Genomic DNA, 23,696 nt, shown 5'->3' with positions numbered 1-23,696 from the left:
GTGTCCTTGCGGGTTTGCGGGCGGCACTAGCCTTGTGGGGTGCGTATCGCAAGGTTCTCCACAGGTGAAGGTGTCGCGTTCGGCGTGGTCGAGGGCGCTCAGGGTGAGGAGTTCGTCTCCAGGGTCGCCGGGCACCCGTTCGGCGAGATCCAGTTCACCGGCGAGCGTTTCCCGCTCCAGGAAGTCCGCCTCGTGACGCCGATGCTGCCCAGCAAGGTCATCGCGGTCGGCAAGAACTACGCCGAGCACGCCCGCGAGATGGGCGGCGAGCCTCCGGCCGAGCCGCTGATCTTCAGCAAGCCGTCCACGTCGGTGATCGGCCACGGCGAGGCGATCGTCTACCCCCACAAGCTCTCCGAGCGGGTCGACTACGAGGGCGAGCTCGCCGTGGTCATCGGCCGCCTGTGCCGCGAGGTGCCGGTCGAGCGGGCCCACGAGGTCATCTTCGGATACACCTGCGCGAACGACGTCACCGCCCGCGACCTCCAGCGCAAGGACGGGCAGTGGACCAGAGCCAAGGGGTTCGACACGTTCTGCCCGCTCGGCCCGTGGATCCAGACCGCGGTCGACCCCTCCGACCTCGCGATCACGACGACCGTCAACGGCGAGCTCAAGCAGAGCGCGCGCACATCCCAGCTCATCCACGACATCCCGAAGCTGATCGCCTACATCACCGAAGTCATGACCCTCATCCCGGGCGACGTGATCCTCACCGGCACGCCGGAGGGGGTCGGCCCGCTCGATGACGGCGACGAGGTCAGCGTGGGCATCGAAGGCATCGGCACTCTCACGAACCGGGTGGTTCCCCGTGACTGACCTCCAGCCCGAGCCCGCCCTCAGGGTCCGTTTCGCTCCGTCCCCGACCGGCATGTTCCACGTCGGCGGGGCCCGTTCCGCGCTGTTCAACTGGGCGCTCGCCGAGCAGACCGGCGGCCGGTTCGTCCTGCGCGTGGAGGACACCGACGCCGCGCGCAACCGGCCCGAGTGGACCGAGGGCATCATCTCGGCCCTCGCCTGGATCGGCATCCACGGCGAGTCCCCGCACTTCGAGGGGCCGTACTTCCAGTCGGCGTACGAGGAGCAGCACCGCGCCGCCGCGGCGAAGCTGATCGCGGACGGCAAGGCGTACCACTGCACCTGCACCCGCGACGAGGTGAAGGCGCGCACGGGCTCGGAGCACCAGGGGTACGACGGGTTCTGCCGCGACCGGGGCCTGCCGGAGGGCGCGGTGCGCTTCCGCACGCCCGACGAGGGTGTGACCGTGGTCGACGACCTGGTCCGCGGCCGGGTGGAGTTCCCGAACCAGGCCATCGAGGACTTCGTCATCGCCCGGGCCGACGGATCCCCGCTGTTCGTCCTCGCCAACGTGGTCGACGACATCGAGATGCGGATCACCCACGTCGTCCGCGCCGAGGAGCACCTGTCGAACACCCCCAAGCAGCAGCTGCTCTGGGACGCGCTCGGTGTCGCCCCGCCGACGTGGGCGCACCTGCCCGTCATCGTCAACGAGAAGCGGCAGAAGCTCTCCAAGCGCCGCGACAAGGTGGCGCTGGAGTCCTACCGCGACGAGGGCTACCTCCCCGAGGCGATGGTCAACTACCTCATGCTGCTCGGCTGGGGCCCCGGGGACGACCGCGAGATCATGCCGTGGTCCGAGATGGTGCCGCTGTTCAAGCTCGCCGATGTGAACCCCTCCCCGGCCTTCTTCGACGAGAAGAAGCTGCGGGCGTTCAACGGTGAGTACATCAGGGCGCTGCCGGTCGAGGTCTTCATCAGGCGCTGCGACCCCTGGCTCGACCAGAGCTGGGGCCGCGAGACCTTCGCCAAGGTCGCGCCGCTGGCCCAGACACGCATCACGGTGCTGTCCGAGATCACGGCCAACGTCGACTTCCTCTTCCTCGACGAGCCGGTCTTCGACCAGGCGAGCTGGGACAAGGCGATGAAGCCCGGCGCGGAGAACATCCTGGCCGGCTACCTCGCGCGGCTGGAGACGGTCTCCTTCGACACCGAGTCGCTGAAGACCGCCCTGGAGGAGGTCGGCGCCGAGTACGGGCTGAAGCTCGGCAAGGCCCAGGCCCCGGTCCGCGTCGCGATCACCGGCCGCACGGTTGGGCTTCCGCTGTTCGAGTCGATCGAGGTGCTGGGCCGCGAGAAGGCCGTCGAGCGGCTGCGCACGGCTCTGGCGAAGCTCCAGGCACAGACCCCGGCCTGAGCGGCGGGCCATCGCTCCGGGCACAGACCCCGGCCTGAGCGGTCGGCCGAGGCAGGCCATCGCCGGCCTCGAAGGGGACCCTTCACGGCTCACCGCCGCGCCCGGCTCCGGGCGCGGCGGTGAGCCGTGCCTGTGGCCTCAGAGGAGGCCGCGGCGCTCCAGCAGGGGTGAAAGGTGCGGGTCGCGGCCACGGAAGCTCCTGAAGGCCGTCATGGCGTCCACGCTGCCGCCCCTGGAGAGCAGCTCGCGGCGGAAGGTGTCGCCGTTCTCCCGCGAGAGGCCGCCGTTCTCCTTGAACCACTCCACGGTGTCGGCGTCCAGGATCTCGCTCCAGATGTAGGAGTAGTAGCCCGCGCTGTAGCCGCCCGCCCAGATGTGGGCGAAGTACGTGCTGCGGTAGCGCGGCGGCACGAGCGGCAGGTCGACGTTGGCCTCGCGCAGTGCCCGGCTCTCGAACTCCAGCGGGTCGCCCGGCTCGCCGTCGACGGTGTGCCACGCCCAGTCGAGCAGGGTGGCGGCGAGGTACTCCACGGTCTCGAAGCCCTGGTTGAACTTCTGCGCCTCCAGCATCCGGTCGACCAGGTCCTGCGGCATCGGCTCACCGGTCTCGTGGTGGCGGGCGTAGTTGGCCAGCACCTCGGGCCAGACGGCCCACATCTCGTTGACCTGCGAGGGGTACTCGACGAAGTCGCGCGGCACCGCCGTACCCGAGAAGCGCGGGAACTGGACGGCCGAGAACAGCCCGTGCAGCGCGTGCCCGAACTCGTGGAACATCGTGTTGACCTGGTCGAAGGTCATCAGCGTCGGCTCTCCGGCCGGAGGCTTGACGATGTTGAGGTTGTTGACCACCACGGGGCGCGTGCCGTCGAGGCGCGACTGCTTGACCAGGCTGTTCATCCACGCGCCGCCGCGCTTGGACTCCCTGGCGTAGAAGTCGCCGAGGAACAGGCCGAGCGGCGAGCCGTCCTCGTCCGACACCTCGAAGACCCGCACGTCGGGGTGGTAGCCCACCAGGTCGGAGCGCTCGCTGAAGTTCAGCCCGTAGAGCTCGTGGGCCGCGTGGAACACCCCGTCGCGCAGCACGCGGTCCAGCTCGAAGTACGGGCGCATCTGGCGGCTGTCGATGGCGTAGCGGGCCTCTCGGACCTTCTCGGCGTAGAAGGACCAGTCCCAGGCCTCGATGTCGAAGCCGGCCGTCTCGCGCAGCTCGCCGGCCTCCCTGTGGGCGTTCGCCACGGCGGCGGGGGTGAGCTTGCCCAGCATCTCGGTGACGGCCTCGGTGCCGGGCGCGGTCTGGTCGGCCACGACGTACGCGGCGTGGCTGGCGTAGCCGAGGAGCGCCGCCCGGTCGGCCCTGAGCTTCGCCATGCGGACGACCAGCTCGGCGTTGTCCCGGAGGCCCCGCTCCGTGGACGCCTTGTGGATGCGCTCGCGCAGGTCGCGGTTCGTCAGCTCGGTCAGCACGGGCTGGCCGGTGGGCAGCACCAGCGTGAGGACGTACTTGCCTTCGAGCCCGCGTGACTTCGCGGTCTCGGCGGCGGCCCTGATGGAGTCCTCCGACAGGCCGTCGAGCTCGGCGGCGTCCTCGACCACGATCGCGGAGGCGTTGGTGTCGGCGAGAAGGTTCTGCTCGAACTGGGTCGAGAGGGTCGACAGCTCCTCGTTGAGGCCCCTGAGCCGCTCCTGGTCGGCGGGCCCCAGCTCGGCGCCCGCGCGGACGAAGTCGGTGACGTAGCGCTCCAGCAGCCACCGCTGCTCGGCGTCCAGCCCGGCGGCGGAGATCGCCTTGATGCGGGCGAAGAGCCGCGTGTTGAGGTGGATCGCGTCGCTGTGCTGGGCGAGCTTCGGGGTGACGTCCTTCTGGATCGCCTGGACGGCCGGGTTGGTGTCGGAGGAGGCCTGGTTGAAGAACACCGTGGAGACGCGGTACAGGAGCCGGCCCGACCGTTCGAGCGCCGCCACGGTGTTGTCGAAGGTCGGCGGGTCGGCGCTGCCGGCGATGGCCTCGACCTCCGCGAGCTGCTCGGCCATGCCGCGTTCGAAGGCGGGCGCGTAGTGCTCCTCGCGGATCTCCGCGAACGGCGGCAGCTCGTAGGGCAGGGCACTCGGGACGAAGAAGGGGTTCTCGGTCAACGCGCGGGCTCCTCACGTGGCAAAGGCTCTTCCTTGCAGCGTTACACAGGCGGAGCGGTCCTCGGCACTCCTAACGGGCGATCGGGTGCCACCGGGCCGGATCCAGGGCTCACCAGGGGTGATCCGCCGCTTCGGCAATCGTTTTGGTCTTGGCCCCCAAGCTGGGCTATTCTTTCGGAGTCGCAAGCGCGCCAGCTCTAAGCGGGCCGCGAGCAATGGGGTATGGGGTAATTGGCAGCCCGGCTGATTCTGGTTCAGCTAGTCTAGGTTCGAGTCCTGGTACCCCAGCAGGTTTACCTGTGCAGCGCCTATGCCTTGAAGTAAGGCATAGGCGCTTTCGCTTTCCAGGATCGCAATGGCCTCATCGCGGTGCGAGGACGTGCAAGATCTTGACGATCTCCCGCCACCCGGCTGTCGTGGCCGTGCGTACGTGCGCACGTCGGAGCGGTTGTGCGGTGTCAGGAGAACCGGCGATCGGCGGAGCGCCAGTTCGTCCGGCTTGCTCCGATCTTGGCGGGGTCCCCCACCACTCCGAGCGCGAGGCCGCCGAGCAGGGTCGTGGATCCCTCGGGCGTCATGATGTGGCGGTGCGGGCCCTGGTGCTGGCCACGTTCGACGGCGACCGCCGGGGGCCTCTCGGCTGATCGCCCAAGGGTCTCCTGTCCTGCTTGGACGCCATCGTCGATTACGTGAAGGGGAATCGGTTTGGCCGTGCTCTGAAGGGTGCGGTAGAGTTACGCCCGTTGCCGAGGCGTCCGCAGGGGCGCCTCCGTCGGTTCAGAATCCGGTTCCGGCAGGCAGTGGCAAGGTCCCGTCGTCTAGTGGCCTAGGACGCCGCCCTCTCAAGGCGGTAACGCCGGTTCGAATCCGGTCGGGACTACCACACTGCCGCAACATGACCCAGGTCATGCACCACCTGGCTCCGTCGTCTAGTGGCCTAGGACGCCGCCCTCTCAAGGCGGTAGCGCCGGTTCGAATCCGGTCGGGGCTACAGATCGAGAACCCTCGGAAGCATTCCTTCCGAGGGTTTTTCGCATTCACCGTAAAGCCGCCAGGCCGCGGGGTGCGCCACCGTCCGACGGCGACGCACCCGCTGCCGGGTGGGGCTACTCGCGGCCGGCGCCTCCGGACCTGACCTTGAACAGGGCTCGCTTGGCCGCCTTGGCCACCTGCTTGTCGGGGTGGGCCTCGCTGATGGCTTCCAGCAGCTCCTCGACGTGCGGGTGGGGCACCTTCCAGATCACTTCGAGCAGGCTGCTCAGCACCGGCGAGGGGCCGATGTCGTGCAGGCTGCTGACGAACTCGGGCCTGCCCAGGCCCGCCGAGATCGTCCACATGTCGAGGATCAGCCAGTGCGTGTCGCTCTGGCTCGGCTCAGGGGCGTCCTCGACGCCGAGCTGGGCGAGGTGGGTCGCGGCGTACGGCCGCAGCGACGGCTCGTTGAGCGCCTCCTGCCAGGCCGGGACGGCGACGGGCCCGAGGGACCCCACCAGGCTGGCGGCCTGGACCCGGATGAGCGCGTCCGCCTCGTCCTCCGCGGCGGCCTCCAGGAGCTCCTCGGCGGCCGTGGCGGGCTGTCGCAGCTTCATCCAGGCGGCGAACTCGGAGTCGGCCTCCTCCTCGGGCAGATCGGCGCTGAACGACAGCAGGTCGAGCGCGGTCATCGCGTCGATCGCGGGACGCGCGTCCACCTCGATGTCGTCGTCGTCCAGCAGGTGGACCACGCCCTCGGTGCCGAGCGGCGTGAGCCGTACCTGGTCGCCGGACACGGTGATCATGCCGAAGCCGGTGAGCCATTCGAGCACGGAGGCGAGCGGGTCGCCCGCCTCGGCCCACGCGGAGGCGCCGAGGTCGTCGAACTCGGCGGCGGCCTCCGCGAGCTCCTCGCGCAGGTCGTCGACCGGGCGCTCGCCGCCCGCGACCAGCAGCCTGATCAGCAGCGCGCGGGTGAGGCCCGAGAGGGCGAGGGTCAGATCGTCGTCGTCGAGCTCGGGGTCGCCGTAGTCGACCGAGTGCAGGCCGAGCATCCAGGCGTCGAGGACGTCCTCGTCGTTCTCGAACGGCCAGGCGGCGGTGTCCTCGTCGACGCTGACGGTGTCCTCACCGTCGGGGGTGAGGAACTCCAGGTCGACGGCGAGGTTCCAGAGGTTCCACAGGGCGGGGACCTCGTGTGCGAGCGGCCCCTCGGGGGGCTCGGGAAGCCCGGCCACGGCCAGGGCCTGGCGGATCTCCTCGTCGCTCAGCAAGGTGTCCTCGCCGACCTTGCGCGACTTGCCGACCCAGACCGCCAGGTCGCGGGCCTTGGAGATCAGCGGCACCTCGCGGGCGGCCTCGGCCAGCTCGGCGTCGGGGCGCAGGCGGATGGTCGGCAGCTCGGCGAGCTCGTCGGCGAAGGGCTCGAAGTCGCCGAGACCCTCCACCTCCTCCTCGTCGAGGTCTTCCTCCTCCTCGTCCCAGTCGCGCTCGCCGAGGACCTCCTCCATCGCCTCGACGAAGTCGTCCTCGACGGCGTCGAGCTCGTCGAGCAGGTCGTCGAGGCTGTCGGAGCCCTTCGCCAGCCGGCCCGTGGAGGAGAGGAAGGTGAGGTAGGAGCGCACGGCCGGGATCATGCCGTCGGCCGCGGCGTCGGGATCCTCGACGACCTGGGGCATGCGTTCCACCAGGACCGGGCGGAGATCGTCACGCTTCCACAGGTGGACGTCGTCTCGAGCGATCAGGCGGTGCCAGAGAGCGGCGGGTCCCACCAGGTCGGGATCACTGTCCGGTGCGTTGTCTGATGCCCAGAGAATGAACTCTTGAAGGAGGGGACGCAGCTCCGTTGCCGCTGCCTCGATGCGATCTGTCACCCCGCCAGGCTAGTGCTTGGCGGCGGCCGTCTCTAATCAGTTCGCACGGCTTCGACGCCCAATCGGTCAGCACATGTCCGATTGGCGGGCTGGGTCACCGCCAGTTGGCACAACGCTTACCCGAATATGACGTGGCGTCAGTTCGCCCGGCGCATGGCCTCGGTGATGCGCTCGGCGGCGGCGACCACGGGAGCGGCGTGGATGCGGCCGGGCGTACGGGTCAGGCGCTCGATCGGCCCGGAGACCGAGACCGCGGCGATGACCTTGCCGCCCGCGCCCCTGATGGGGGCCGAGACGCTGGCCACGCCCTGCTCGCGCTCGCCGACGCTGTGGGCCCAGCTGCGCCTGCGTACGCTGGCCAGGGTGGCCGCGGTGAACTTCGCGCCGCGCAGGCCGCGGTGCAGGCGGTCGGGCTCCTCCCAGGCCAGCAGGATCTGGGCGGCGGACCCGGCGGTCATGGGCAGGGAGCTGCCGACGGGCACCGTGTCGCGCAGGCCGCTCGCGCGCTCGGCGGCGGCCACGCACACGCGCTCGTCGCCCTGCCTGCGGTAGAGCTGCGCGCTCTCGCCGGTCAGGTCGCGCAGGTGGGTCAGCACGGGGGAGGCCACGGCGAGCAGCCGGTCTTCGCCGGCCGCGGTGGACAGCTCGGACAGCCGGGGCCCGAGGATGAAGCGGCCCTGGGTGTCGCGGGACACGATGCGGTGGTGCTCCAGGGCGACGGCGAGGCGGTGGGCGGTGGGACGGGCCAGCCCCGTCGCCTGCACCAGCTGTGCCAGGGACGCGGGGCCGGCTTCAAGAGCGTTCAGCACGAGCACGGCCTTGTCCAGTACGCCGACTCCGCTAGAGTTGTCCATACCCCGATACTGCCGTCTCGCTATCCGAGATGCAACTGGCATTCGCGGGAGGGATGGGTAGGCTGTCCATATCCCGAAATTACCGTCTTATGATATGAGACGTTCCCAGGGATGAAACGCAAGGAGGCGTTCACGACATGGGTCGCACACTGGCTGAGAAAGTATGGGAGCAGCACGTCGTCCGCCGAGCCGACGGCGAGCCCGACCTGCTCTACATCGACCTGCACCTCATCCACGAGGTGACCAGCCCGCAGGCGTTCGACGGCCTGCGCATGGCCGGGCGGAAGGTGCGCCGGCCCGACCTCACGATCGCCACCGAGGACCACAACGTGCCCACGGTGCTCGGCCCGATCGCCGACCCCGTGTCGAAGGCCCAGGTCGAGACCCTGCGCAAGAACGCCGCCGAGTTCGGCGTCCGGCTGCATCCGATGGGCGACGCCGGCCAGGGCGTGGTGCACATCATCGGCCCGCAGTTCGGCCTCACGCAGCCGGGCATGACGGTCGTCTGCGGCGACTCCCACACCTCCACCCACGGCGCCTTCGGAGCCCTCGCCTTCGGCATCGGCACCTCCGAGGTGGAGCACGTGCTGGCCACCCAGACCCTCCCGGCCTACCGGCCGAAGACGATGGCCATCGAGGTCTCGGGCGAGCTGCCGTTCGGCGTCACCGCCAAGGACCTCATCCTCGCCATCATCGCCAAGATCGGCACCGGCGGCGGCCAGGGCCACATCGTCGAGTACCGAGGCCAGGCCATCCGCGACCTCTCCATGGAGGGGCGCATGACGGTCTGCAACATGTCCATCGAGGCGGGCGCGCGGGCCGGCATGATCGCCCCCGACGAGACCACCTTCGAGTACCTCAAGGGCCGCAGGCACGCGCCCTCCGGCGAGGCCTGGGACGCCGCCGTCGAGTACTGGAAGTCGCTCAGGACCGACGACGACGCCGCCTTCGACACGGTGGTGGAGATCGACGCCACCACGTTGTCGCCGTTCGTGACGTGGGGCACCAACCCCGGCCAGGGAGCGCCGCTCCGCGACGCCATCCCGGCTCCCGAGGAGACCTCCGACCCGGCCGCCGCCCAGCGGGCCCTCGACTACATGGGCCTGCGCGCGGGCACCCCGCTCAGCGAGATCCAGGTGGACACCGTCTTCGTCGGCTCTTGCACCAACGGCCGGCTGGAGGACCTGCGCGCCGTGGCCGACGTGCTGCGCGGCCGCACGGTCACGGCCCGCACGCTGATCGTCCCGGGTTCGATGCAGGTCAAGGCCGACGCGGAGGCCGAGGGCCTTCACGAGGTGTTCAAGGCCTCGGGCGCCGAGTGGCGCGAGGCGGGCTGCTCGATGTGCCTGGGCATGAACCCCGACACCCTCGCCCCTGGCGAGCGCAGCGCGTCCACCTCCAACCGCAACTTCGAGGGCCGCCAGGGCAAGGGCGGGCGCACCCACCTCGTGTCGCCGGCGGTCGCCGCCGCCTCCGCCGTGACCGGCCGTCTCACCGCGCCCGCCGACCTGTAAGGAGCTTGGAACCATGGACGCCTTCACCACCCACACCGGCCGGGCCGTGCCCCTGCGCCGCAGCAACGTGGACACCGACCAGATCATCCCCGCCGTGTGGCTCAAGCAGGTCAGCCGCACCGGGTTCGAGAAGGGCCTGTTCGCCGCCTGGCGCGAGGACCCCGGCTTCGTGCTGAACAACCCCGTCTACGAGGGCGCCTCGATCCTCGTGTCCGGGCCCGACTTCGGCACCGGCTCCTCGCGCGAGCACGCCGTCTGGGCGCTCCAGCAGTACGGCTTCCGCGCCGTGATCGCCGCCAGGTTCGGCGACATCTTCCGCAACAACTCCACCAAGATGGGCCTGCTCCCGATCGTCCTGCCCGCCGAGACCGTCGAGGCGCTGCAGGCCGCGATCGAGGCCGACCCCGCCACCGAGGTGACCGTCGACCTGGTCGAGCGCCAGGTGCGCTGGGGCGGCGAGTCGGCCGGCTTCGAGATCGACGACTACACCCGCTGGCGGCTGCTGGAGGGCCTCGACGACATCGGGCTGACGCTGCGTCACGCGGACGACGTCGCGGCGTACGAGAATGGTCGGCAGCCATGGCTGCCGACGACCGTTTGACCGATCCCGCGACCCCTGAGTACGAGCTGGCGCGGCGGTTGCGCGACGCTTACCGCCGCGTGACCGCCGCGAGGCTTCCCCCTGAGGAGAAAGAGCGGTTCGCGAGGCGATTCGTCGCCATTTGTGACCTCGCAAAGCGGGACGTCAACCACGCCGGCGCCCGCCTGGACGCCTTTCTCGCCGATCTGGAAGAGGGCTCCGACACGCCGCGTAGGCGAAACATTGCGGAATGTGATTGAGTCCTGGACGCGTGTCCCCTAATTTCAAGCGGGTAAGGGGTTTCTGACCGTTGACTGGTGGGTGCGTGCCGAAACCCCGCACTTGGCAACACCGGGTGAGGCGGGGTACGGGCACTGCCCGCCGCAGCGCTCATCCTCAGACAGCGGTAACAGGGGGAGCAACCTAGATGAACAAGCGAGAACTCGTGGACGCGATCGCAGATCGGGTCGGCGACAGGAAGACGGCCACTGAGGCCGTAAACGCGATAATCGAGGCCATCCAGCACGCTGTCTCGAACGGGGAGAAGGTTTCGATCACGGGCTTCGGCGCGTTCGAGATGGCGCACAAGCCGGCCCGCCAGGCAAGGAACCCTTCGACGGGGGAGCCCATCAAGGTCTCCGAGAGCTGGGGACCCAAGTTCCGTGCCGGGGCCGACTTCAAGGACCAGGTCAACGCGGCTGGAAAGAAGGCCGCCAAGAAGAAGTGACGCCTTACCGGCTCACCTGCGCGCCCGGAAACCCCACCAGGGGTTCCGGGCGTCGCCGTGTCAGGGCCCTGTCACTCCGGCAGGGGAAAGGTCGAGAGGGTGATCGCGGTGATGGCGTCGTCCTCGACGCGGATGTTCACCCGCTGGCCGACGCGCAGCAGCCGCAGAGGGCCCGCGTCGAAGGCGGCGGCGCCGAACGGCAGCTCGGTCCCGTCGTCGAGGAAGACGGAACCCGCACGGGTGTCGAGGTCGAAGGCGCGCACCGTTGCCTGCACGCCGGTCAGCTTACCGCGCGGGAAATCGCTCCACCGGAGACCGGCGCTCAGCCCTGATCGCGCGGCTGGATGTAGGAGGCCAGGCCCCGCAGGATGATCTCCAGGCCGAGCTCGAACCTGGAGTCGTTGTTCTCGTGGAACATCATGCGGGACAGCTCGACCAGGTTCGGGAACCGGTCGGCGGGGAGTGCCTCGAAGTACTCCTTGAGCGTGACCTGCATCTCGTCCCACGTGTCCATGTTGGTGGTGCGGCGGCGCTCCTCCCACATGCTCTCCTCGAAGGCGAACCCGTCCATGTAAGTGGACATCATGTCGCCCGCCGTCGCCGCCACCTCGTCGGGCAGCCCGGCGCCGCGCAGGACCGCCATCAGGTACTCGACGTGGGGGAGCAGCTCGGGGGTGAAGGGCACGTGGGCCATGGAGATGCGGGCCATGTCACGGTGCTGGAGTAGCCGCGCCCGGCCGTGCCGCGCGTAGTCCTTGATCTGCTCCTGCCAGTGCTCCGGGTCCGGATCGGGCAGCTCGTAGCCCTCGAACAGCCGGGTGTACATGTGCTCCAGGAGCTCGTCCTTGCTCGCCACGTGGGCGTACAGCGCCGAGACGGCCACGCCCAGCTCGGCCGCCACCTGGCGCATGCTCATGCGGTCGTAGCCCTCACGGTCGAGCACGGCGAAGGCCGCGTCGATGATGCGCTCGCGCGTCAGCGGCACGCGAACCGCGGCCGGCCGCCTGCGGGCCCGCTCCCAGGGGGCGGCGGGCATGTTCTGGTCGTCGTGCCCTGGCCCGCTCATGCGTCACCGCCCCTTGAAGTCCGTGGTGATCGAGTCTAGTTGCCCGGGCGAACAGTGCTCGCCCGACTAGAACGCCACTCAATTTCGCGATATATCTTGTCTGTCCGGCAGATGCGACATATCTTGAGAACACCGCACTTTGCTGATGAACGTTGTTCGATGATAGAACACTGCTCGAATTAAGTGAACACTGTTCTTACGAGCGTGGACGACGCTCGGTCCTGAGGAGCCCGCATGACAACGACTGACACCCCCCTGAAGGGATCACCGCCCGAGACGGCGCCGTACCGGTGGCGCTGGGCGGCCCTTTTCGTCATCCTCGCCGCCGAGGTGATGGACCTGCTCGACGCCATGGTCACCAACATCGCCTCGCCCACCATCCGGGCCGAGCTGGGCGGCACCGCCGCGACCATCCAGTGGCTCGGCGCCGCCTACACCCTGGCGATGGCCGTCGGCCTGATCACCGGGGGCAGGCTCGGCGACATCTTCGGCCGCAAGAGGATGTTCATCATCGGCGCCGTGGGCTTCACCGTGGGGTCACTGCTGTGCGCCACCGCCCAGGGGCCCGAGCTGCTGATCGCCGCCCGGGTCGTCCAGGGGCTGTTCGGCGCGGTCATGCTCCCGCAGGGCCTCGGCATGATCAAGGAGATGTTCCCGCCCAAGGAGATGCAGGCGGCGTTCGGCATGTTCGGGCCGGTCATGGGCCTGTCCTCGGTGGGCGGCCCCATCCTGGCCGGCTGGCTGATCGACGCCGACTTCTTCGGCACCGGCTGGCGCATGATCTTCCTGATCAACCTGCCGCTCGGCGTCGCCGCGGTGATCGGCGGGCTGCGGTTCCTGCCCGAGTCGCGGTCGCCGCATCCGCTGAAGCTCGACTTCGCGGGCGTAATCCTCGCCTCGCTGGCGGGCCTGCTGCTGGTCTTCCCGCTGGTCCAGGGCCGGGAGCACGACTGGCCCCTGTGGTCGTTCCTGATGATCGGCGCGTCCGTCGTGGTCTTCGCGCTCTTCGGCTGGTTCGAGTCCCGCAAGAGCAGGGCCGGTGGCGACCCCCTCATCGTCCCCAGCCTGTTCCGCAAGCGCGCCTTCACCGGCGGCCTGGTCACGGGCCTGGTGTTCTTCTCGGGGATGATCGGCTTCTCGCTCGTCTTCAACCTCTACACCCAGCTCGGCCTCGGGTACTCCACCCTGAAGGCCGGCCTGTCGATGGTGCCGTGGTCGCTCGGCATGGTCGTCGGCTTCGGCCTCGCCCAGCCCCTCCAGAAGTACGGCCGCAAGCTCCTGCACGGCGGCACGCTGCTGATGGCCCTGGGCGTGCTGGCCATCCTCGTCACGCTCAACGTCGCGGGCATCGGCGTGACCCCGTGGCAGCTCGCCCCCGCGCTGCTCGTGACGGGCATCGGCATGGGCATGCTGATGGCGCCGTTCTTCGACATCGTGCTCGCCGGGGTCGAGCCCCACGAGACCGGCTCGGCCTCCGGCTCGCTGACGGCGATCCAGCAGCTCGGCAGCGCGTTCGGCGTGGCGCTCCTCGGCACGGTCTTCTTCGGGCTTCTCGGCAGCAGCGTCGCCACCGCCGCGGACGGCGTCACGCCGAAGCTCCGCTCGGACCTGGCCGCCGTGCAGGTCACCGGCCCCGCTCAGGAGCGGATCGTCACCGGGCTGCGGGCCTGCGGGCACGATCGCGCCGTCGCCAAGGACCAGGCCGAGGTGCCCGAGTCGTGCACGCGGCTCGAGGCCGACGCCAGGGCCGCGGCGACGTCCCCCGAGACCGGTGGCGCCATCCAGAAGGCCGTGATGACGGCCGGCGCCGAGGCGGGCAAGGAGGGCTTCAGCGACGCGATGAAGACCATCCTGTGGGTCGTGGACGGCATGCTGCTGCTGACGTTCCTCGTCGCCTTCCTGCTGCCGAAGCACGCGCGCGAGGGCGAGGCGGTCGGCCACTGACCCATACGAACCGCCGGCCGCCGACCCCGTACCGGCTACGTACCGATCATGAAGGAGTCCTCCGTGCGGAGGACTCCTTCAGTGTCTTCACCACGGCCGCGGTGTGCGGGCCGACGCCGAGGGCCAGCGCCTCCTCAAGGTCCGACGGCGTGTCGACGTCGCGGCGCACCGAGGGGATGCCGTCCGGCGCCAGCTCCTTCGCGCCGGCGCCGAGATGCCTGGCCCGCGACTCGCCCCCGAACCTCGGGGTGAACGCCACGCCGGGCCGTACCCCGTAGAACGTCGTGCCGATCTCGGCCGCGTCCGGCACGAACGACTGGTCGAAGTCGGCGGCCGAGGCCAGCGCGACGCCCAGCTCCTCCGGTCGAAGGGCGGGCAGGTCGGCCTGGAGCGCGCCGATCGGGCTTCCCGGCGCCAGCCGCACCGCCTCGGCGCCGCCGAACCGTAGCGCGGCGTTGAGCCCGGCGTTCGGATCGGGCACCACGTGCGCGCCCAGCGCGGACAGGGCATCGGCGGGCACGGGATCACCCGTCACCACGACGACCCGGGCCACGTCCTCGCAGGCCAGCGCCGCCGAGACCGTGTCACACGCGATCGCCACGGCGAGCGCGGCGCGGTAGGGCCCGGCCGCGGCGGCCAGGCGGGTCTTTGCGGCGAGCAGGGTCTTCACCGGCACCACAATGGTCCAGCCGGAGTGCCGGCCGAGGTCGCTACGTTCCGTACCACGCATAGCCTTAGCATCCCGCCTCGACATCTCGTGGAGCCAACCGGGAGACTGATGGCGCACAGGCATGACTGGAGGAGTCAATGAGCCGCCCCGGACGTCCGCCCATCCCCTGGGAAGCCCTAGTCGTGGCGATCGTCAAACCGCTGCTGTATCTCTTCACCAAGCGCGACTGGCGGGGCCGCGCCCACCTGCCGCGCACCGGCGGCGTGATCATCGCGGCGAACCATCTGTCGTGGAGCGATCCGCTGCTGTTCGCGCACTACGCCTACGACAACGGCCGCTGGCCCGTCTACCTGGCCAAGTCCGGGGTGTTCGACATCCCCGTGATCGGCGCGATCATCAGGAAGTGCAGGCAGATCCCGGTGCAGCGCGGAAGCACCGACGCCGCGCGCTCACTGAAGGACGCCGAGCAGGCGCTGCGGGACGGCTCGTGCGTGATCTTCTACCCCGAGGGCACGATCACGCGCGACCCCGAGTTCTGGCCGATGTCCGCCAAGACGGGCGTGGCCCGGCTCGCGCTGGCCACCGGCGTCCCGGTGATCCCCATCGCCCACTGGGGCGCGCAGGAGATCCTTCCGTACGGCCAGAAGAAGCCCAGGCTGTTCCCCCGCAAGACCTTCCGCGTGCTCGCCGGGCCGCCGGTCGACCTCTCGAAGTACGAGGGCCTTCCGATGCGCGGCAAGGTGCTGAAGGAGGCGACCGCCGACATCATGGCCGCCATCACCGCCCAGCTCTCCGAGCTTCGCGGCGAGAAGGCCCCCGACGCCCCCTTCGACCAGGTCGAGAGCCGCGCCGGGTGACCGCGGTCCGTCCGGTGGTGAGCGCCGGTCCGGCACGGTGCGGTGAGCGTACGGTGAACAGATGACCAAGGCAGTCGTTTTCGGAACCGGTTCGTGGGGCACCACCTTCGCGATGATCTTGGCGGAGGCGGGCACCTCGACGACGATTTGGGGGCGGCGCGCCGAGGTGGTGGAGGCCGTCGACCGGAGGCACGAGAACCCCGAGTACCTGCCCGGGGTGCGGCTCCCCTCGTCGCTGCGCGCCACCACCGACCCCGCCGAGGCGATGGAGGGCGCCGACTTCGTCGTCCTGGCCGTGCCGTCCCAGACCCTGCGGGGCAACCTCGCCGCCTGGACCCCGCACATCCCCGACCACGCCGTGCTCGTCAGCCTGATGAAGGGCATCGAGCTGCGCACCTCCAAGCGCATGAGCGAGGTCATCTGCGACGTCGCGGGCGTCCCGGCCGAGCGGGTGGCCGTCGTGTCGGGGCCGAACCTCGTCGGCGAGCTGATCCGGCGCGAGCCGGCCGCGACGGTGGTCGCCAGCGTGGACGACAAGGTCACCGGTCGCCTGCAGGAGGCCTGCCACCTGCCGTGGTTCCGCGCCTACACCAACGCCGACGTGGTGGGGGTCGAGCTCGGCGGCGCCGTGAAGAACGTCATCGCCCTCGCAGTGGGGGTGGCGGCGGGCATGGGGCTCGGTGACAACGTCAGGGCCACCCTCATGACGCGCGGCCTGGCCGAGATCTCACGGCTGGGCGCGGTGCTCGGGGCCGACCCGCACACCTTCGCCGGCCTTGCGGGCATGGGCGACCTCGTGGCGACCTGTACGTCCCCGTTGTCGAGGAACCGCACTTTCGGGGAGAATCTCGGCCGGGGCATGACCCTGGCCGAGACCATCGCCGCCACCAGGCAGACCGCCGAGGGGGTCAAGTCCTGCGAGTCGGTTCTCGACCTGGCAAGGAAGCACGACGTGGAGATGCCGATCACCGAGGTGGTGGTGGGCGTCGTCCACGACGGAATGACCCCGAGCGAGGCCGCGACGCTGCTCATGTCGCGAACTCCCAAGCCCGAACGGTACGGCGTGTGACATTCTCTCGACGTATGCGCAGGAGACTCGGCGAGAACTCCCGGGCGGTCCACCTGCCGCCCGCTCCCGTCCCCCGCCAGCTACCCATCGGGCTGCCCGTGTGGCGCAGCGCGGCCTGGAGCTTCGACAGCTCGGCCGAGTACGCCGACGTGGTCGGCGACCGCGTCCCCGGCTTCGCCTACAGCCGCATCGACAACCCCACCGTGGCGGCGTTCGCCTCCGGCATCGCCTCGCTGGAGGGTGCCGCCGCCCCCGAGGACGTCGCGGGCCAGGCGTTCTCGTCGGGCATGGCGGCCGTGAGCGCCGTGCTCATGACCTTCCTGCGCGCCGGCTCCCACGTCGTCGCGCCCGCCCCGGTGTACGGCGGCACGTACTCGCTGCTGTCGAACGTGCTGGCGCGCTTCGGCGTGTCGGTGGACTTCGTGGACTACTCCGACCTGCGCCGCGTCCACGCCACCGTGCGCTCCTCGACCAAGATCGTCTATGCGGAGACGCTGAGCAACCCCACGATGACGGTCGCCGACATCCGGGGGCTCTACCGCATCGCGCGCGACGCGGGCGCGCTGCTGGTGGTCGACTCGACCTTCGCCACCCCCGTGGTGTGCCGTCCTCTGGAGCACGGCGCCGACCTGGTCATCCACTCCGCCACCAAGTACATCGGCGGGCACGACGACTGCACGGGCGGGGCCGTGGTGGGCCGTCCCGATCTGATCTCCCAGATCCGGGAGGTCCGCATCGACACCGGGGGCACCCTCTCGCCGGACGAGGCGTTCCTGCTGCGCCGGGGCCTTGAGACGCTGCCCCTGCGGGTGCGCCGCATGTGCGCGACCGCGATGGTCTTCGCCGCCGCCGTGGCCAAGCATCCCGCCGTGCGCCGCGTCGACTACCCCGGCCTGGCCGACCACCCGGGTCACCAGCTCGCCCGCCAGCTCTTCGACTCCGGCCCCGAGGGCACCAGGTACGGCGCGTGCGTCACCGTCACCCCGCACGGCGGCTACGAGGCGGGGGTCATGCTGGCGGACGCCGTACGGCTCGCGCGCATCGCCACCTCGATCGGCGGCACGCACACCAAGGTCGCCCACGTGGCCTCCACGACACACCGGCAGCTCGACGAGGCGGCCCTCACCGCCTCCGGCATCGACGCGGGCGCCGTGCGTTTCTCCATCGGCCTTGAGGACTCCGAGGACCTCATCGCCGACGTCACGGAGGCACTCGACGCGCTGCGTTCGAACACCGCCACCCGTACCTGACAAGCAGGGACGACAGGGGCGCAAGGTAGATTCGTGCATCATGAGCCATCAGCATGAATCCCGGCCTCGTGTGGCGGTCGTCTTCGGCGGGCGCAACTCCGAGCACGCGGTGTCCCTGATGGGCGCGGGCAGCGTCCTGTCGGCCATCGACCGGTCCAAATACGACGTCGTCCCGATCGGCATCGCGCCGGACGGGCGCTGGGTGCTGGCCTCGGACGACCAGAGGTTCGAGATCGAGGGCGGCGAGCTTCCCGCCGTGGACGCCAGCGGCACCTCGCTCGCGCTGCCGTCCGACAGCGGGTCCATCGTGGCGCTCGACGCCGGGCGCATCCCCGGGTCGCTCGGCCAGGTCGACGTCGTGTTCCCCATGCTGCACGGCCCGTACGGCGAGGACGGCACCATCCAGGGCCTGCTGGAGATGGCCGGGGTGCGTTACGTCGGCTCGGGCGTGCTCGCGAGCGCGGTCGGCATGGACAAGGCGTACATGAAGGCGCTGCTGGCCGCCGCGGGGCTCCCCGTCGGACCGTACGTCGTGGTGCGCGACCGTGACTGGCGCCTCGACCGCGAGCGCGTCATGAAGGACGTCGAGGTGCTCGGCTGGCCCGTGTTCGTCAAGCCGTCCCGCGCGGGATCAAGCCAGGGCATCTCCCGGGCCGGGGACTTCGAGGAGCTGGAGCGCGCGATCGAGCTCGCCCGCGAGCACGACCCGAAGGTCCTCGTCGAGGCGGCCATCGAGGGTCGCGAGATCGAGTGCGCGGTGCTCGAGTCCCTCGGAGACGAGCCGCCGGCCGCCAGCCACCCCGGAGAGGTGCTGGTCAACGAGAACCACGAGTTCTTCGACTTCTCGGCCAAGTACATCGGCTCCGACATGTCGCTCGCGGTGCCCGCCGATCTGCCCGAGGCGGTGAGCGAGGAGCTGCGGCAGATGGCCGTACGGGCGTTCGAGGCGCTCGGATGCGAGGGGCTGTCCCGCGTCGACTTCTTCTACACCCCGGCGGGCGGCCTGGTACTGAACGAGATCAACACGATGCCGGGCTTCACGGCGATGTCCGTGGCGCCGCAGCTGTGGGCCGCCTCTGGCGTGTCGTACGCGGAGCTGGTCGACCGCCTGATCCAGCTGGCGCTGAACCGTCCCGTGGGCCTGCGGTGAGTCGCGCCCGCTGAGTCGCCCTCGTGGGCGCGTGGCGTTCGTGTCGCGCGTCCACGACGCGGGATTCGCGGGTTCAGGGCGCAAGGGCTTGCGGGTTCAGGGCGTGGGGCATGCGGGTTCAGGGCGTAGGGCTGCGGGGACTTGCGGGGGTTTGCGTGGGTTCAGGACGCGGGGCTTGCAGGCGCTTGCGTAGATTCGACGGGGAAGGCCGCTTTGATCGGGTCGGCGAGGTCGACGAGCACCCCGGCGGTCTCGTGCCTGCGGGAGATCGTCACCTCGATGTAGCCGTCGCGGGTGATCGCCGTGAACAGGGCCGGCCTCACCGGGTCGGCGAACCACGCGACCCCGTTGATCTCCGGAACCTGCTGGAGGGGATCCATGGCGACGGGCCGGTGCACGCCGCAGCGGAGCGCGATCTCGGCCCCGCCCCACACCGCGACGTACGGCGAGCGGGGTTCGGACGGGACGCGCTCCGCGCCGTCGAGAGTGTGGGGCAGCCGATCGTTCAGCTTGGAGCAGGCGGTCGCCGTGGCGCCCTGCGGCGTGGGGGGATCGACCCTGACGGCCCCGCCGCATCCCGCCAGCAGCGCCAAGGCCGCCGCGGCCAAGACGACCCGGACCACGGCTCCCCCCGAAAGTTGTCGACGCTCAGATATGGACTATCGGACAGGTAAGGGTACGCGTGATTCCCTCAACGGCCTGAATCTGCGCGACGACGAGCTTGCCGAGGTCGTCGACGTTGCTCGCCTCCGCACGAACGATCACGTCGTACGGGCCGGTGACGTCCTCCGCCTGGGTTACACCCGGGATGACCGCGATCGCGCCTGCGACCTCGGCGGCCTTGCCAACTTCTGTCTGGATAAGGATGTAGGCCTGCACCATCACGTCCTCCCGCGGGGGCGAAGCTTTGTATCAGTCCGTAGCTAGATCAGTGCCGAATCGCCACCGTACATGCAACACACCTGGAGGTGTGCTATCAGAGTCGCAGATCTTGGTGAATTCGGGATCATTGCACGTATTGTCGGACGCTTGCCACAATTTCCGGCGGTATTGCTCGGCCCCGGCGACGACGCCGCGGTCCTTCGGGCCCCCGATGGACGAGTCGTGGTGACGACGGATCTCCTACTTGAGGGTAGACACTTCCGTCGTGATTGGTCCAGTCCGTACGACATCGGGCGAAAAGCGGCAGCGCAGAACCTCTCTGACGTGGTGGCGATGGGTGCCGATCCTACGGCCATTTTCGTCGGCCTGGGGCTGCCTGAGGACCTTCCGACGGCGTGGCTCGACGGGCTGACCGACGGGTTCGGGGACGAATGCGCACTTGTCAGCGCAAGCGTTGCGGGGGGCGACATCGCCAGATCCGAGCAGGTCGTGCTGGGGGTGACCGCACTGGGCGATCTTGGCGGGCGTGCCCCCGTCACGCGGTCGGGGGCCCGTCCTGGCCAGGTCGTCGCGGTGGCGGGCCGGCTCGGCCACGCGGCGGCCGGGCTCGCGCTGCTCCTTTCCGGCCGTGAGGAGCTCTCCTACCCCGAACTGGTGGACGCCCATCGACGTCCCCAGCCGCCGTACGGCTGCGGGCCCGGGGCCGCCGTACTCGGCGCCACGGCCATGGTCGACGTCAGCGACGGGCTGCTCCAGGACGTGGGGCACATCGCCAAGGCGAGCGGCGTGCGCGTCGAGCTGGAGCCCCAGGATCTGCCGGTACCGGAACAGCTGGCCGCCGCCGCGGGTGAGCTGGGGGAGGACCCGCTGCGGTGGGTGCTGACGGGAGGCGACGATCACGCGCTGGTGGCGGCCTTCCCTGCGGAGGTACGGCTGCCGCCGGAGTGGCGGGTCATCGGCCGGGTCGCCGAGGGGGAAGGTGTGCAGGTCAGAGGCCATGCTGAGACTCAGGGTGGCTGGGATCACTTCCGTTAATAAGGTGAAAATTGTGACAAAGAAGTGTTGAAGGTGTTATGAAGTGTGGCGCCGTGGTTTCTACAAGGAAGGCGCTTCATGGGACGGGGACGACGCCACAAGTCATCCCGAGACCGGGAATCCGACCCCGAGTGGGCGGGCCGGCAAGGGGGTTCGGGATGGCAGGACGACGAGCGTGGCACCCAGGAGTGGCTGGCCGACGCGAGCGGCCCAGCCTGGCTCGACCCACCCACCCCACCCCACACCCCCTCCACTCCGCCTGAGCCGGCACGCCCTGACGACGCCTGGAACCCCGGCTCACCGGACCCCGTACGTCCTGACGGCTGGACCGCCGCTCCCGCCCCCACAGAGCACCTCGCGGGCTGGGACACCGGTTCACAGGGTGTCCAGCAGGCCGCCGCCGGGGCGGTCGCGGAGCCGGAGGCCTGGCCGCAGGGAGAAGACGCGTTCCCGGACGCGGAGCCGCCGCGGATACGGCCCGAGCGTGCGGACACCCTGCTCGCCCCCGGCCCGGAGAAGCGGGGGAGCAGGGCGCGGACCAACCGGACCAACCGGACGCGGTTCTGGCGGGGGCGCCGACTCATGGCGCTCTCGGCGGTGGCGGTCGTAACCGCCATCGGCACCGTCGTCATCGGCGTCAAGCTCTCCTCGTCGCAGCTCGAACTCAGGCGTGCCCCGGACTGCCCTTCGGGCCAGGCATGCGCCGCCATCGCCCCGGGCAAGCCCCCGGCGAGCACGTCGCCCGCACCCACGGAGTCCGGAACCACGCCGGACCCGTCCGGCACCGAATCCGAGTCCCCCAGCGCGTCCAGGTCGGCCAAGCCGTCGGCCGGCACCAGCGGTACCCCGGACCGGCGGACACCGGTCGCCTCCACGCGCCCCACGCCGGACCGTAAGCGCACCCCCACCCCGAGGCCCAGCCGGACCGTTCGGGACACTCCCGAGCCCGTCCCGTCGATCGAGGAGACCGACACCGCCTCCCCGGACGCGACGCCACTGGCGGACGAGGGCGACCCGCTGATCTCGCCGGGCAGGGTGGCGGTCGACTTCGGCGTGTCAGAGGTGACCGACACCGGCTACAGCGGCCGGCTCACGGTGACCAACACAGGAGCCACGCTGGACGGCTGGAGCCTGCGAGTGCCGGTCGGCGGCATCGTCACCGGAGCCGACGGCGCCGAGTGGACGCAGGAGGGCGACACGCTGGTCCTCAGCTCCGCCGAAGCGCTCGGCAGGAACGAGGTGGCCGTGATCTCGTTCGTCGCGGAGGGCGACTCCACGCCACCCGACGGCTGCGAGCTCAACGGCGGCACCTGCCGCCTCCAGGTGGCCGACCCACCCCAGGTGGAACCCGGACGGTGACCCACCCGGATGGGCGGATGGGCGGTGGCGGTGGGGGCCGCGCCGTCCTGGTTTGATGGGTGGGTGACTCCTCCCCGTGTGCTGACGATCGCAGGCTCCGACTCCGGCGGAGGCGCGGGCATCCAGGCCGATCTGAAGACGATGCTGGCGCTCGGCGTCCACGGCATGAGCGTGATCGCGGCCGTCACCGCGCAGAACTCCCTCGGCGTCCAGGGCTACTGGGAGCTTCCCGCCGAGGCGGTGCGCGCCCAGCTCGACTCGGTGCTCGGCGACATCGGCGCCCAGGCCGTCAAGACCGGCATGCTGGCGTCCCCTGAGCTGGTCGAGGTGGTCGCCGAGGTGCTGGCCGGTGTGGACGTGCCTGTGGTGGTCGACCCGGTGGGGGTCTCCAAGCACGGCGACTCACTGCTTGCGCCCGAGGCCGTGCACACGCTCGCGTCCCGCCTGCTGCCCGTCGCGACCGTGGTGACCCCCAACCTCTGGGAGGTCGAGCAGCTCACCTCGGTGAAGGTCGAGGACGAGGACGGGCTGCGCCCGGCGGCCGAGGCGATGCTGGAGCTCGGCTCCACCTGGGTGCTGATCAAGGGAGGCCACCTCCCTGGCCCGCCGGTCGACCTCCTCACCGACGGCGTCAGCGAGTACCGCTTCTCCGCCGAGCGGCACGACAACCGGCACACCCACGGCACGGGGTGCACGCTGGCCTCGGCCATCGCGTCGTACCTCGCGCTGGGCGAGGAGGTCCCCGGCGCGGTCGAGAGGGCCAAGGAGTACGTCACGGGCGCCATCGCCCACGGTTTCCCCCTCGGCGCCGGCATCGGCCCGGTAGACCACGCCTGGCGCCTCCGCTGACCCCGTACGCCCGCACGGCCGTGGCCGGTCAGAGGAGGCGGGCGATCGGGTCGTCGGCGAGGCGGCGGAGCAGGGTGGCGGTGTCGGCGGCCTGGGAGGCGTCCACGTCCGACCCGGCGCGGGTGCCCGACTCGACGGCGTTGGCCAGGGCGTTCAGCTCGTGTGGCGGCAGCAGGGTGCGGGCCATGCTGTGGAGGCGGAGCCGGATCCTCCGCCCGTTGCCGGGGTCCTCGGCCACCAGGTGCGGCACGCGGCGCCCCGTGGGGATCGTGCCCTCGCCATGGGGGTTCCTGACGTACTCCGGCTCTGAGTCGATCCAGACGCGCGCCGTCGCGAGGTCGGCCCGCCGGCTGCCGAGCAGGCCGCGAACCTCCAGCACGGTGCCGCTGAGGACCGCGCGCCGCCGGTACGTACCGAGCACCATGGTGCCGACGAACCCCACCATCAGCACGGCGATCACCGCGAAGAGCACCTTGACCCCGGCACCGGGGAACCCGTCGAACGGCGTATCCATGGACCCGCTGTCCGGGAAATCGGGCGCGGGGCCCCCGAGGACGAGGGTGGCCACACCGGCGATGCCACCGAGCACGGCCAGGAAGAGAAGCGCGATGACCGAGACCGTGACCTTCTGGCCGGTGGAGGCGTTCACGCTCAGTTGTACGGGCGGATTCAGCACGAGAACAAGCTACCCAGCAGGCC

23 protein-coding genes and 3 tRNA genes are annotated in these 23,696 nt (G+C 70.3%); 17 read left to right on the top strand and 9 right to left on the bottom strand.

The window, feature by feature from the left end; all coding sequences use genetic code 11:
- Positions 1–39 precede the first annotated feature (39 nt).
- Both OG589_RS29780 and gltX read left to right on the top strand, forming a co-directional pair.
- Positions 40–816 carry a fumarylacetoacetate hydrolase family protein gene (locus OG589_RS29780; RefSeq protein WP_405141144.1) on the top strand — a complete coding sequence of 259 codons (777 nt, stop codon included), beginning with the start codon at positions 40–42 and terminating at the stop codon, positions 814–816.
- Positions 809–2,212, top strand: coding sequence for a glutamate--tRNA ligase (gltX, locus tag OG589_RS29775; RefSeq protein WP_405141142.1), 1,404 nt, complete (start codon positions 809–811; stop codon positions 2,210–2,212). Before OG589_RS29780 ends, gltX begins: the two co-directional genes overlap by 8 nt.
- Positions 2,213–2,350: 138 nt before the next feature.
- Here gltX and OG589_RS29770 read toward each other — a convergent pair whose 3' ends face one another.
- Entirely contained in the window at positions 2,351–4,345 is a 1,995-nt protein-coding gene (locus OG589_RS29770) for a M3 family metallopeptidase (protein ID WP_405141140.1), read from the bottom strand.
- A 216-nt stretch (positions 4,346–4,561) separates the two neighbouring features.
- Here OG589_RS29770 and OG589_RS29765 point away from each other — a divergent pair.
- From OG589_RS29765 to OG589_RS29755, 3 genes are all read left to right on the top strand, one after another.
- Positions 4,562–4,633, top strand: a tRNA-Gln gene (locus tag OG589_RS29765).
- A gap of 519 nt (positions 4,634–5,152) precedes the next feature.
- Positions 5,153–5,228, top strand: a tRNA-Glu gene (locus tag OG589_RS29760).
- A gap of 35 nt (positions 5,229–5,263) precedes the next feature.
- Positions 5,264–5,336 (top strand) — tRNA-Glu (locus OG589_RS29755).
- A gap of 115 nt (positions 5,337–5,451) precedes the next feature.
- Here OG589_RS29755 and OG589_RS29750 read toward each other — a convergent pair.
- Positions 5,452–7,089: a hypothetical protein gene (locus OG589_RS29750; RefSeq protein WP_405141138.1), complete on the bottom strand. Its 1,638-nt coding sequence runs from the start codon at positions 7,087–7,089 to the stop codon at positions 5,452–5,454.
- Between the two features lie 239 nt (positions 7,090–7,328).
- Positions 7,329–8,045 (bottom strand): IclR family transcriptional regulator, encoded by a 717-nt coding sequence (locus OG589_RS29745; RefSeq protein WP_358553331.1) that lies wholly within the window; start codon positions 8,043–8,045, stop codon positions 7,329–7,331.
- 137 nt (positions 8,046–8,182) lie between these two features.
- Between OG589_RS29745 and leuC the strand changes: the two genes are divergently transcribed.
- The 4 genes from leuC to OG589_RS29725 all read left to right on the top strand — a co-directional run bounded on the left by leuC (position 8,183) and on the right by OG589_RS29725 (position 10,866).
- Entirely contained in the window at positions 8,183–9,559 is a 1,377-nt protein-coding gene (gene leuC / locus OG589_RS29740) for a 3-isopropylmalate dehydratase large subunit (RefSeq protein ID WP_405141136.1), read from the top strand.
- Positions 9,560–9,572: 13 nt separating this feature from the next.
- Positions 9,573–10,160, top strand: coding sequence for a 3-isopropylmalate dehydratase small subunit (gene leuD / locus OG589_RS29735; protein ID WP_405141134.1), 588 nt, complete (start codon positions 9,573–9,575; stop codon positions 10,158–10,160).
- Positions 10,139–10,399, top strand: coding sequence for a hypothetical protein (locus OG589_RS29730; protein ID WP_405141132.1), 261 nt, complete (start codon positions 10,139–10,141; stop codon positions 10,397–10,399). The genes leuD and OG589_RS29730 overlap by 22 nt, the downstream gene beginning before the upstream one ends.
- A 167-nt stretch (positions 10,400–10,566) precedes the next feature.
- Positions 10,567–10,866, top strand: a complete 300-nt coding sequence (locus OG589_RS29725; protein WP_363911460.1) for an HU family DNA-binding protein — start codon at positions 10,567–10,569, stop codon at positions 10,864–10,866.
- A 71-nt stretch (positions 10,867–10,937) separates the two neighbouring features.
- Here the strand turns inward: OG589_RS29725 and OG589_RS29720 are convergent, their stop codons facing one another.
- Together OG589_RS29720 and OG589_RS29715 are read right to left on the bottom strand one after the other, a co-directional pair.
- Positions 10,938–11,141, bottom strand: coding sequence for a hypothetical protein (locus OG589_RS29720; RefSeq protein ID WP_405141130.1), 204 nt, complete (start codon positions 11,139–11,141; stop codon positions 10,938–10,940).
- A 47-nt stretch (positions 11,142–11,188) separates the two neighbouring features.
- Entirely contained in the window at positions 11,189–11,932 is a 744-nt protein-coding gene (locus OG589_RS29715; RefSeq protein ID WP_405141129.1) for a TetR/AcrR family transcriptional regulator, read from the bottom strand.
- Positions 11,933–12,166: 234 nt separating this feature from the next.
- On the opposite strand from OG589_RS29715, the gene OG589_RS29710 reads away from it, so the two are divergent.
- Positions 12,167–13,876, top strand: a complete 1,710-nt coding sequence (locus OG589_RS29710) for an MFS transporter (protein ID WP_405141127.1) — start codon at positions 12,167–12,169, stop codon at positions 13,874–13,876.
- A gap of 46 nt (positions 13,877–13,922) precedes the next feature.
- Here the strand turns inward: OG589_RS29710 and cofC are convergent, their stop codons facing one another.
- Positions 13,923–14,606 (bottom strand): 2-phospho-L-lactate guanylyltransferase, encoded by a 684-nt coding sequence (cofC, locus tag OG589_RS29705; RefSeq protein WP_405141126.1) that lies wholly within the window; start codon positions 14,604–14,606, stop codon positions 13,923–13,925.
- A 77-nt stretch (positions 14,607–14,683) separates the two neighbouring features.
- On the opposite strand from cofC, the gene OG589_RS29700 reads away from it, so the two are divergent.
- The 4 genes from OG589_RS29700 to OG589_RS29685 all read left to right on the top strand — a co-directional run bounded on the left by OG589_RS29700 (position 14,684) and on the right by OG589_RS29685 (position 18,872).
- Positions 14,684–15,403 (top strand): lysophospholipid acyltransferase family protein, encoded by a 720-nt coding sequence (locus OG589_RS29700; protein WP_405141124.1) that lies wholly within the window; start codon positions 14,684–14,686, stop codon positions 15,401–15,403.
- A gap of 61 nt (positions 15,404–15,464) precedes the next feature.
- On the top strand, positions 15,465–16,472 hold the full coding sequence (locus OG589_RS29695; protein ID WP_405141122.1) for an NAD(P)H-dependent glycerol-3-phosphate dehydrogenase: 1,008 nt from the start codon (positions 15,465–15,467) through the stop codon (positions 16,470–16,472).
- Positions 16,473–16,486: 14 nt separating this feature from the next.
- Positions 16,487–17,722: a trans-sulfuration enzyme family protein gene (locus OG589_RS29690; protein WP_405141120.1), complete on the top strand. Its 1,236-nt coding sequence runs from the start codon at positions 16,487–16,489 to the stop codon at positions 17,720–17,722.
- A gap of 40 nt (positions 17,723–17,762) precedes the next feature.
- Positions 17,763–18,872: a D-alanine--D-alanine ligase family protein gene (locus OG589_RS29685; protein ID WP_405141118.1), complete on the top strand. Its 1,110-nt coding sequence runs from the start codon at positions 17,763–17,765 to the stop codon at positions 18,870–18,872.
- Between the two features lie 161 nt (positions 18,873–19,033).
- Here the strand turns inward: OG589_RS29685 and OG589_RS29680 are convergent, their stop codons facing one another.
- Positions 19,034–19,495: a DUF3515 family protein gene (locus OG589_RS29680; protein ID WP_405141115.1), complete on the bottom strand. Its 462-nt coding sequence runs from the start codon at positions 19,493–19,495 to the stop codon at positions 19,034–19,036.
- A gap of 25 nt (positions 19,496–19,520) precedes the next feature.
- Positions 19,521–19,754 (bottom strand): Lrp/AsnC family transcriptional regulator, encoded by a 234-nt coding sequence (locus tag OG589_RS29675; RefSeq protein ID WP_405141113.1) that lies wholly within the window; start codon positions 19,752–19,754, stop codon positions 19,521–19,523.
- 69 nt (positions 19,755–19,823) lie between these two features.
- Between OG589_RS29675 and OG589_RS29670 the strand changes: the two genes are divergently transcribed.
- The 3 genes from OG589_RS29670 (at position 19,824) to thiD (ending at position 22,997) form a co-directional block, all read left to right on the top strand.
- Complete coding sequence (locus OG589_RS29670) at positions 19,824–20,789, top strand: thiamine-phosphate kinase (RefSeq protein ID WP_405141111.1); 966 nt, start codon at positions 19,824–19,826, stop codon at positions 20,787–20,789.
- 78 nt (positions 20,790–20,867) lie between these two features.
- Positions 20,868–22,148, top strand: a complete 1,281-nt coding sequence (locus OG589_RS29665) for a hypothetical protein (protein ID WP_405141109.1) — start codon at positions 20,868–20,870, stop codon at positions 22,146–22,148.
- A gap of 9 nt (positions 22,149–22,157) precedes the next feature.
- Positions 22,158–22,997 (top strand): bifunctional hydroxymethylpyrimidine kinase/phosphomethylpyrimidine kinase, encoded by an 840-nt coding sequence (gene thiD / locus OG589_RS29660; protein ID WP_405141107.1) that lies wholly within the window; start codon positions 22,158–22,160, stop codon positions 22,995–22,997.
- Between the two features lie 28 nt (positions 22,998–23,025).
- Here thiD and OG589_RS29655 read toward each other — a convergent pair whose 3' ends face one another.
- On the bottom strand, positions 23,026–23,673 hold the full coding sequence (locus OG589_RS29655; protein ID WP_405141105.1) for a hypothetical protein: 648 nt from the start codon (positions 23,671–23,673) through the stop codon (positions 23,026–23,028).
- Positions 23,674–23,696 lie beyond the last annotated feature (23 nt).

It is taken from the genome of Sphaerisporangium sp. NBC_01403, from assembly GCF_045040145.1.
Classification (GTDB): Bacteria; Actinomycetota; Actinomycetes; order Streptosporangiales; family Streptosporangiaceae; genus Sphaerisporangium; species Sphaerisporangium viridialbum.
The sequence above is the reverse complement of the archived record's forward strand: the minus strand, read 5'-3'. Positions and strand labels throughout refer to the sequence as shown.